7 protein-coding genes and 2 pseudogenes are annotated in these 8238 nt (G+C 68.0%); 3 read left to right on the forward strand and 6 right to left on the reverse strand.

What is annotated here, in order from left to right; genetic code table 11:
- Positions 1 to 34: 34 nt before the first annotated feature.
- From ACIQMV_RS36600 to ACIQMV_RS36620, 5 genes are all read right to left on the reverse strand, one after another.
- Positions 35 to 562: a GNAT family N-acetyltransferase gene (locus ACIQMV_RS36600; protein WP_402597392.1), complete on the reverse strand. Its 528-nt coding sequence runs from the start codon at positions 560 to 562 to the stop codon at positions 35 to 37.
- A 384-nt stretch (positions 563 to 946) separates the two neighbouring features.
- Positions 947 to 3904, reverse strand: coding sequence for an aminotransferase (locus ACIQMV_RS36605; RefSeq protein ID WP_402597393.1), 2958 nt, complete (start codon positions 3902 to 3904; stop codon positions 947 to 949).
- A gap of 63 nt (positions 3905 to 3967) precedes the next feature.
- A complete protein-coding gene (locus ACIQMV_RS36610; RefSeq protein WP_402597394.1) occupies positions 3968 to 4408 on the reverse strand; it encodes an Lrp/AsnC family transcriptional regulator in 441 nt (146 codons plus the stop codon).
- A gap of 344 nt (positions 4409 to 4752) precedes the next feature.
- Entirely contained in the window at positions 4753 to 5232 is a 480-nt protein-coding gene (locus tag ACIQMV_RS36615) for a hypothetical protein (protein ID WP_402597395.1), read from the reverse strand.
- A 53-nt stretch (positions 5233 to 5285) separates the two neighbouring features.
- Positions 5286 to 5819, reverse strand: a complete 534-nt coding sequence (locus ACIQMV_RS36620) for a hypothetical protein (RefSeq protein ID WP_402597396.1) — start codon at positions 5817 to 5819, stop codon at positions 5286 to 5288.
- A gap of 358 nt (positions 5820 to 6177) precedes the next feature.
- On the opposite strand from ACIQMV_RS36620, the gene ACIQMV_RS36625 reads away from it, so the two are divergent.
- Positions 6178 to 6513, forward strand: coding sequence for a hypothetical protein (locus ACIQMV_RS36625; protein ID WP_402597397.1), 336 nt, complete (start codon positions 6178 to 6180; stop codon positions 6511 to 6513).
- 137 nt (positions 6514 to 6650) lie between these two features.
- Positions 6651 to 6923 (forward strand): annotated as a pseudogene (locus ACIQMV_RS36630) (transposase); the annotation flags it as partial.
- Positions 6924 to 6938: 15 nt separating this feature from the next.
- Here the strand turns inward: ACIQMV_RS36630 and ACIQMV_RS36635 are convergent.
- Positions 6939 to 7508, reverse strand: coding sequence for an SMI1/KNR4 family protein (locus ACIQMV_RS36635; protein WP_402597398.1), 570 nt, complete (start codon positions 7506 to 7508; stop codon positions 6939 to 6941).
- A gap of 178 nt (positions 7509 to 7686) precedes the next feature.
- Here ACIQMV_RS36635 and ACIQMV_RS36640 point away from each other — a divergent pair.
- A pseudogene (locus ACIQMV_RS36640) lies at positions 7687 to 8022 on the forward strand (transposase); the annotation flags it as partial.
- Positions 8023 to 8238: the final 216 nt, after the last annotated feature.

Here is an 8238-nt window from a genome sequence, read left to right on the forward strand (position 1 = left end):
AGTAGCCTGACCAGTGATCTGCCCGGTCAGATCACTAGCGGGGCTGCTTCCCGCTGGCGGAGAAGCGGGCATAGTACGTAAGGACCGGTTGCAGCCCCCGACGCTCATAGAGGCGCCGAGCACCGGTGTTGGCTGCAAAAGTTCCGATGAGCAGATCGCCGATGTCGAGCCTGTTCAGCTCAGCGTCCACCTCGTCGAGCAGCAGTGTGCCGATGCCGTTCCCACGCTCGGTCGATGCGACAGAGAGCGATTGGAGCTCGGCGATGCGGGTGCCGGTCACCCAGGTGTCGTCGGGCCCGGCGTGGATCTCCACGAAGGCGTAGCCGACCGCTTGGCCGTGACGTTCGGCGAGCAGGATGAAGGACCCCCTTTCCAAGATCCAACGCCGATAGCAGGAGCGGCGCAGTTCCCAGGAGCGCTCGTCCGGGAAATACGCGAACCCCGGTTCGACGGACTGGTGGTGAGCGTGCAGCGCGAGCCACAGAGGCTCCAGCCGGTCGATGAGCTCAGCACCTCCCTTGTGGAGGGTGACGTCACCGTGGATGTGGTGTGCCTGACTCATCTCAACGTCTCCCTCTTCTTTCCTTGACACACAAGGCGGCTCCTTCCGAACTGTCGGCTATGAGGCTCGGCCTTGATCGGTACGGTCAACGGCGTTGGCTCAGGCGTTGTGTGCCTGGGAGTCGCCGCCCAGGCTCCGGATTTCGTCCGGTCGTCGGCGTCAGAGTCCTGTCCGTGGACGTGCTTGCCGGTGGGTTGCCTCGATGCCGTCCTGGAGGACATCCGGACCCGGACGGATGTCGCACACACCGTTGGACGAGCCGCCTTCCGAGGTGGGTGCCGTACCCGCCGCCGCGGGTGCGAGCCTGCCGGAGACGACGACTACGCCGACGGACCGGCACCCCTCTCGGAGGCAGCGTCAGATCCGGCTTCCGGACGTACGACGTCAGCGGGAGTGGCCGAGTTGGGCGAGGGCGTGGTCCAGCATGTCGACGAAGAAGTCCACCGCGGGGGCGTCGATGCACAACGGCGGTTTGATCTTCAGGATGTTGAGGTGGTCGCCGGTGGGCTGGACGATTACGCCGAGGTCGACCATGCGGTCGCAGAGTTCGGCGGTCTCTTCCGTGGCGGGTTCCAAGGTGACGCGGTCCCGGACGAGTTCGAGGCCGAGGTAGAGGCCCGAGCCGTGGACAGCGCCGATGATGCCGTAGCGGTCGGCCAGTGCCTCAAGCCGGCTCTTCAGACGGCCGCCGACGCGCACCGCATTGCCCTGGAGATCCTCATCGCGCAGGGTGTCCAGGACGGTGAGGCCCACGATGCTGGAGACCGGGCTGCCACCGGTGGAGGAGAAGAAGTAACCCTGGTCGCGGTACCGGTCCGCAACCGACTTGGACGTGATGACGGCGCCGAGGGGGTGCCCGTTGCCCATGGCCTTGGCGACACAGACGACGTCAGGGACGACCTGCTGCTGCTCGAAGCCCCAGAACCAGTGTCCCAGGCGGCCGTAGCCGACCTGGACCTCATCGGCGACGGCCAGACCGCCGTGGCGGCGGACCGCCGCGTACACCTCGGCGAGGTAGCCGTCGGGCAGGGCCACTCCACCGGCGTTGCCGTAGTAGGTCTCGCTGAGGAAGGCTCCTGCCGGTCGACCGGAGGCGGCCAGCTCGTCGATCACCGCGGCGGCCTCGGGCCCGTAGCACACCGCATCTGCCCCGCGGTGCAGGCCGCGATAGGAATTGGGCGAGTCCACGGTGTGGACCCAACTCGGCCGCGTTGCCAGGGCGTTCGGGTTGTCCTGGAGTGAGGTGGAGACCGCGTCGGAGGCGTAGGTCCAGCCGTGGTATGCCTCGCGCAGTGCGACGACGTCGTGCTGTCCTGAGGCACCGATGGCCAGCCGCAGACCCAGATCCACTGCCTCGGAACCGGAGTTGACCAGGAACACCGTGTCCAGGGGCTCGGGCAGCAGGGCGGCGAGGCGTTCGGTGAACTCCACCACCGAGGCGTAGTGGAATCGTGAGTTGGTGTTGAGTCGTCGCAACTGCCGGGAGACCGCCTGCTCGACGCGGGGATGCGCGTGGCCCAGCGGGGTGACATTGTTGACGATGTCGAGGTAGGAGCGGCCGTCGGTGGAGAGCAGATGGTGGCGCCAGCCACGCTCGATGCGGGGAGGTTCAGCGTAGTAGTGCTCCTGCACGGTCGCGAACACGGCGTCACGTCGGTCGAGCAGGTCCCTGTCCTGCGCACGGCCGGCGGCCCGGAGACCGATGAGCGGGGCGGGGTCTGCGGTGAGCGCGAGCCAGCCGGCGGCGTACTCGGGGCGGACCAGGGGAGGCACGGCGGGGCCGTCGGCGTTGTGCAGTGCGATGTGGACCGAGGTTCCGGAGGGGAGGTGGGCGATGTCCTCGCCCGCCTGCACTGTTGCACCAGTGATCACTACAGGATGGACTGCGTGGGGGAAGGACAGCGTCAGCACCTGAGGGCCGAGGGCGATCTCCACACGGCCCGGTGCCGCGGCGAGGACCTTCCCGGCGGCGGGGGCCTGCGCCACGGCGGGCCGGCCGAGCCACAGGTCGATGCCGGTGGGCACCGTGGGAGCGGAAACGGCTGACAATGCCGGAGCCTGAGTGAGCCGTGGATGCGCGTACCGGGTGGCCACCGCGGCTGCTCCGTCCGCGAGTGCGGAGGCCGCGAGCCGGTCCTCGGTGCCGGGTTCGAGCCAGGCTCCGTGGTCCATGGAGTCGGCGCCGGTGGACAGGTCGAGGAGAGTGATGTCGTCGGCGGCGAGGTCGCGCAGCAGGAAGTGCGCCGGTGAATCGGCGCGGGCAGGCACGTCGGCCAGGCCGATCGCGTCCTTGATGAGGTGGACCATCACTGGAAGGGGCAGGCGGGTGGCCTGCTCGAATATGTGCCACTCGCGGTCGAGCGCGGCCTTGGCGTAGGCGTTGTCCTCGTCGACGGCGGCCTGGTGCCGCCCGCTGGCGACCAGGCCGGCCGCGCGCAGGACCACGAGCGGCCACAACGCCTCCGCCTCCTCCTGGGAGAGCGGCCGAATGGTGTGGAATGCCCGGACGGCGGGCAGCACGTGATGGGGCTCGACCCCGTCGTGGTGGAGCATCGAGGAGAGCGACACGGCGAGTTCGCCGACCGCCCAGCTCGTGGTCACGTCACCGAAGTCGATGACCCCGTCGGGCATGGGCAGGCGGCCGTCGGGAGAACAGATGAGATTGTCGTCGGTGAGGTCCAGGTGCACCGCCTGAAACGGAAGCGCGGCGGCAAGCTTCTGGACCCGCGCCCAGGCGTCGGCGGTCGCGGCCTGAACGGCGGCGCGCTGGTCGGGCTCGTCGATGTGCTCTGCGAGCTTGGCGACGACGCGGTCGGCGTGCCGCAGGTCCCACTGGAGAACGCGCTTGAGGCCCGGGTGGTGGAAGTCACGCAGGGCGGTGCTGACCTTTCCGCCGATCGTGCCCATGGCCGCCACCGTGCTCGGGGACAGGTGCCGTGGTCCCGAGAGCGGACCGCCGGGCAGGTATCGCATCAGCCGCGCGATGGCCGGCCCGCTCTCGGTGTCCACCGTCGCGCACTGCGGTGAGCCGTCGGGGCGGCGCAGGACGGTGGCGATGCGCAGTTCTGGGTGAGCCGCAGAGATCAGGTCGGCGGCGGTGTCCTGGGCTTCGATCTCCGTAGGGCCGAAGGCGGGGTTGGCGATCTTCAGAATGGCCAAGGCCGTGCCATCGTCGCCGTGCAGCAGGAAGTTGGCGTCCTGCTGGCTTCCCAGCGCCTCCGCACGAGCGTTCATGCCGAAGCGTTGGGCGGCAATGCACTCGGCCTGAGTGGGTGTCACCTGTGGTACGGGAAGCGCTTCCTGGGCGAAGAAGTCGATGGTGCGGTACTCGTCGTGCGGCATGCAAGGTCCCTCGGCTGGTCTGGAGCGTGGTGTGGGCAGGCTGGGCGCGGACGCTCGGATGCCTCAGTCGACTTCCCACAGGAAGCGGTGCGTGTGAATCGCGAAGTAGGGGAAGCTCTCCACGGATGCGACGCCCTCGACGGCCCGTACGACGTCGTTGATGAAGTCCAGAAGGTCACTAGGGCGACTGCACACGACCTCAGCGAACAGGTCATAGCGGCCAGAAGTCAGGACTGTGTACACGACTTCCTCATGCCGGGACAGTTCATCGGCCACCGCCCGCGAATCGCCCCCGATGCGTAGGCCCAGGAGAGCCATCGTCTGCTGGCCCATGGTCATCGGGTCGGTCACCCCGACGACCTGGACCGCCTTGGTGTCCATCAGGCGCTGCAGCCGGTGTCTTGCGGCCGAGGGCGACAGTCCCACCTTCGGCCCCAGCTCGGCGTAGGGGATGCGACCGTCGACCTGCAGCTCCCGCAGGATGGCGCGGTCGATGTCGTCCATGAAGGACCTTCCTCACCTGCGTGAAGAGCAAGTCGCGTAGTCGTTTCAAGCACAATGACGGATGTCATCGCTCGAATCAAGTGTTCTGACGACAGAATCGAGCGAATCCTGGCTCGCGGGCTCGGTGTGCGCGCCGAAGCCCTGTCAGGTTCCCGGCCATGCCGACTGACCAAGCCGACGCCGGCGGGTCATCGGTTTTCGTCTCTGCCGCAGCAAGGTGAGCCCCCATCCGAGCACACCGTGGGTTGCCTGTCCCTGCAGAACAGCGCCATGGACAGCCCGCTGCCACGCTTCCGTGACACCCGCGGAATGTCGTTCGGGGCGGGCCGCCACGAAGATCAACCTCACCCCCGGGTTCGTCGTGTCGGGGGTTCAGGACCGGCGGGCAGTGGCGGGCGATGCCGCAGGAGCTCGGTGCCTCGTCGACCGTCCACAACCGCGTGCGGCAGCGGTGTGAGGCCGCCGTCTTCGAGGTCCTGCTGGAGGGCCTGACCGCAGAAGCCGCGCAGCGGGGTGAGGTGGACCTGTCTCTGGTCAGCGTCGACTCCACCACCGCGCGCGCTCATCACGATGCTGCCGGGATGCACCTGGGCGAGGGTGTCCTCGGGGGTGCTGGAGAGGGCTGCAGCCGCCTCGTCCCCCGTGGAGACCTCCGGGGCGCACGAGGCATACCCGGTGATCTCCTCCTCATTCAACGCGGCGACGAAGCATCGCAATCGCGGGGTCTCCGTAGCGAACAGCAGGGTCTCCAGCCGCCGAGCCAAGTCCGTGGGCTGAGGCGCCGCTCTCTCGTGGGCGGCATGCTCGGCTGCCAGTTGGGCCACACGAGGAAGGTCAGCAACGCGTGGGCGTCGCACCCGGGCCATTCCGGCGCCGGTCACCGGACCTCGCCCTCCAGCACATCGCCGCGCCAGGCCACGAGCCGCTCGTCGACCGAACCCTGGCTGTCGAGCACGTGACGGGTGACGGCATCTCGTTCGTACGCAAGGACCGCCGCCTCCCACACGCACGGGGCGAGGCCCGCCCGGCCGGGCCGGAGTTGAGTGGCATCGCCGACCGGACCGGTGAAGATGGCGAGGTCGGACATGTAGCCCTCGATCCAGGTGTGCACCAGGATGTAGTCGCCGTCGCCACCGGCATGGATGAGCAGCACGGAGAGCCCAAGAGAACCCCGCAGATGCGCCGACGAGAGGTAATCGGCAGCGACCCGCAGCGCGGTCTGCACGTCCTCGTCCGTCACACTCCGTCCGGGCGCCTCGATCGCATAGGGCTTCACCAGGTGCCCGGCGACCGCGCGGCTGCCCAGTGGGTGCACCATGCGGGCGTGATAGCCATTGGCCAGCGTCAGCAACGCACCCGAATCGACGGCAGTCAAAGACTGGCTGAGCTGAGATTCCGAAAGATCGGTCATACGACCATGGTGCCCGCCTGCGCTGTACGTCCCACAAGGTCCGTCGGCCAGGGAGCTACCTCCCCGGCCTCTACTTGCGCGCCTCGATGATCTGGATCAAAGACCTCACCCGGACCACCGCTGGTCACAGGTTGGACTCCCGGTACGGGACACGGCGGTCTCCGGCGCGTCTTCGAGGGGACGCGCCGGAGACCGGTCGGTTTGCCGTCGCTCCTATCGGTGGGTGGCGGCGGTTGTGGGGTTAGCGGCGGCAGTCCCGGTGGGCAGGGCGCCAGATGCGGGTCCAGTAGCCGGCGTGTGCGTGGTGGTTCCGGTCCCGGTATCCCGGGTGCCACAGCCGTGACCAGTAGCCCGCCGCTTGCACGCAGTGGCGCGACGCCGGCGGCTGGTGGTGCTGCGATGCCGGCGGCTGGTGGTGCGACGCTACTGGCGGCTGGTGGTGCGACGTTACCGGCGGCTGGTGGTGCGACGTTACCGGCGGCTGGTGGTGCTGCGGTGCCGGCTGGTGGTGCGACGTTACCGGCGGCTGGTGGTGCTGTGCTACCGGCGGCTGTGGGTGCTGTGGTGCGGCCGATGCGGTGCCGACCGTGCCGACGACAGCGCCCGCGGCCAGAGCCACCGTCGCTGCTCCCAGGGCTGCAGCCCTTTTCAACCCGTTGATCATGATCAGGCCTGTCTGTTCGAGTGGGGCTGACGCCCCGCCACTTTCCGGACCGGTTCGCCCGGAGACGCACTGATCCTCCGCCTTGCGGCACCCGCGCATACTGAAAAACACCGTCTGTTACGAAATGCGGATGGATTTCTCATTCAGCTCAAATATTCATATATGTGAGGCCGACGAAACTGCATGCCGACAAAGGCAACGACTACGACCACCTGCGGCGATGGCTCCGCAAGCGAGGCATCCGCCACCGCATCGCTCGCAAAGGCGTCGAGTCCTCGCAGCGGCTGGGCCGACATCGCTGGGTAGTCGAGTGGACCGTGTCCTGGCTGGCAGGATGCCGACGTCTCCACCGCCGCTACGAACGCACGGCTGAGCACTTCCTCGCCTTTGCCGGGAGCGCCGCAGCCCTCATTGGATACCGGCGCCACACCAGCCGATAGCCACCAACGAGCCGATCAGCACGGGGGGACTTCCAGGTCGATCGGCGGCAATCCCCAGGGTTCCAGGATCCCGTTGCAGTACTCCGCGAGGAACTGGACTGCGCCGCCACCGTAGTGCCACCATGCCCCGCCGCGAGAAGCAACCGTGACGATCCAGTCCTGCGGAGATCGTCCCGTCGTGTTCCACATGAACTTGTCGCTGTCGCACGACTCACCCCAGGGCAGCAGCCCACCAGGAGCTGGGTGGGCCAGCAAGCCGAGACCGGGTTCCAACCATGCATCGGCAAGGACCGCAAGGGTGCGACGGATGGCCTGAAGACTGCGGTCCTCTTCACCCGGCTCAGGAAGATGAACCAGAAGGAAGTCTCCCATGGCGAAGGTCGGGTACCACTCCGCGAGGTACTTGTAATCAGCGGGAAGCCCGGTGTCCAGGCTCTCCTCGAACCCAGCCCAGTCGATTACGGCCCGCGTCGGCCGGCGGAGGTCGGTCAATCCGGGGACGGCACGCTCCAGCAGCGCAAGAGCCTCTTCCGGATCGGTTATGCGGCGCTGTGGCGTCTGTGTGCCGACCAGATCGTCATCCATGAGCCGCAGCGTGCCACACGCATCCGACGTCCCCGACGGGGCGGGCTCACCATAGCTCCTCTGATGCCGCCCGCGGCACCGGGAGCGGCCAGGAAGCCTGCCTCACGCGACTAGAGCCACCAGAAACGTCCTCTAATCAGGCTGCCCTTCGGCCGCGGGACGGAGTGGTGGGGTGTCGATGGGAGCGGGCTCGGGTCGGGAAGTCCCCGAGGGGACCCAGGTGGTCGCGCGGGCGGCGTTTCCGAAGGGGTGCCTGGCGATGCGGGTGCGGGACGCGCTCGGCCCGCTGTTCGACGACGAGGTCTTCAGGTCTGCGTTCGGCGTCCGTGGCCGTCCCGGTGTTGCTCCCGGGCAGCTGGCTTGGGTGTCCGTGTTGCAGTTCGCCGAGAACCTGACCGACCGCCAGGCCGCGCATGCGGTGCGGGCCAGGATCGACTGGAAGTACCTGCTGGGCCTCGTCCAGGCAGACTCAGGGTACGACTTCACGGTGCTGACGGGGCTTCGCGATCGCCTGCTGGCCCACTGCAGCAGGGGCAACGCGAACCCGCACGGATGCGTGATGACGACGTGGGTATGGCGGGCGGCGCCAGCCAGCGTGGCGTACGTCGTCAGAAGCGGCGACCCCGCCTGGTTCTGGCCACAGCACTAGTAGGGCTTGGTCAGGTGCGTATCGGTTCGGGTATGTCGCGGTGGCAGGTGGGGCAGGTGCCGGCCCAGGTGGCGAGGAGTG

It is taken from the genome of Streptomyces sp. NPDC091412, from assembly GCF_044756885.1.
GTDB lineage: Bacteria > Actinomycetota > Actinomycetes > Streptomycetales > Streptomycetaceae > Streptomyces.

What these genes read in the sequence shown, in the direction of transcription:
- ACIQMV_RS36610 (WP_402597394.1), bottom strand. Translation starts at nt 4,408, where the DNA reads ATGGACGACATCGACCGCGCCATCCTGCGGGAGCTGCAGGTCGACGGT.
- ACIQMV_RS36635 (WP_402597398.1), bottom strand. Translation starts at nt 7,508, where the DNA reads ATGGATGACGATCTGGTCGGCACACAGACGCCACAGCGCCGCATAACC.
- ACIQMV_RS36605 (WP_402597393.1), bottom strand. Translation starts at nt 3,904, where the DNA reads ATGCCGCACGACGAGTACCGCACCATCGACTTCTTCGCCCAGGAAGCG.
- ACIQMV_RS36600 (WP_402597392.1), bottom strand. Translation starts at nt 562, where the DNA reads ATGAGTCAGGCACACCACATCCACGGTGACGTCACCCTCCACAAGGGA.
- ACIQMV_RS36620 (WP_402597396.1), bottom strand. Translation starts at nt 5,819, where the DNA reads ATGACCGATCTTTCGGAATCTCAGCTCAGCCAGTCTTTGACTGCCGTC.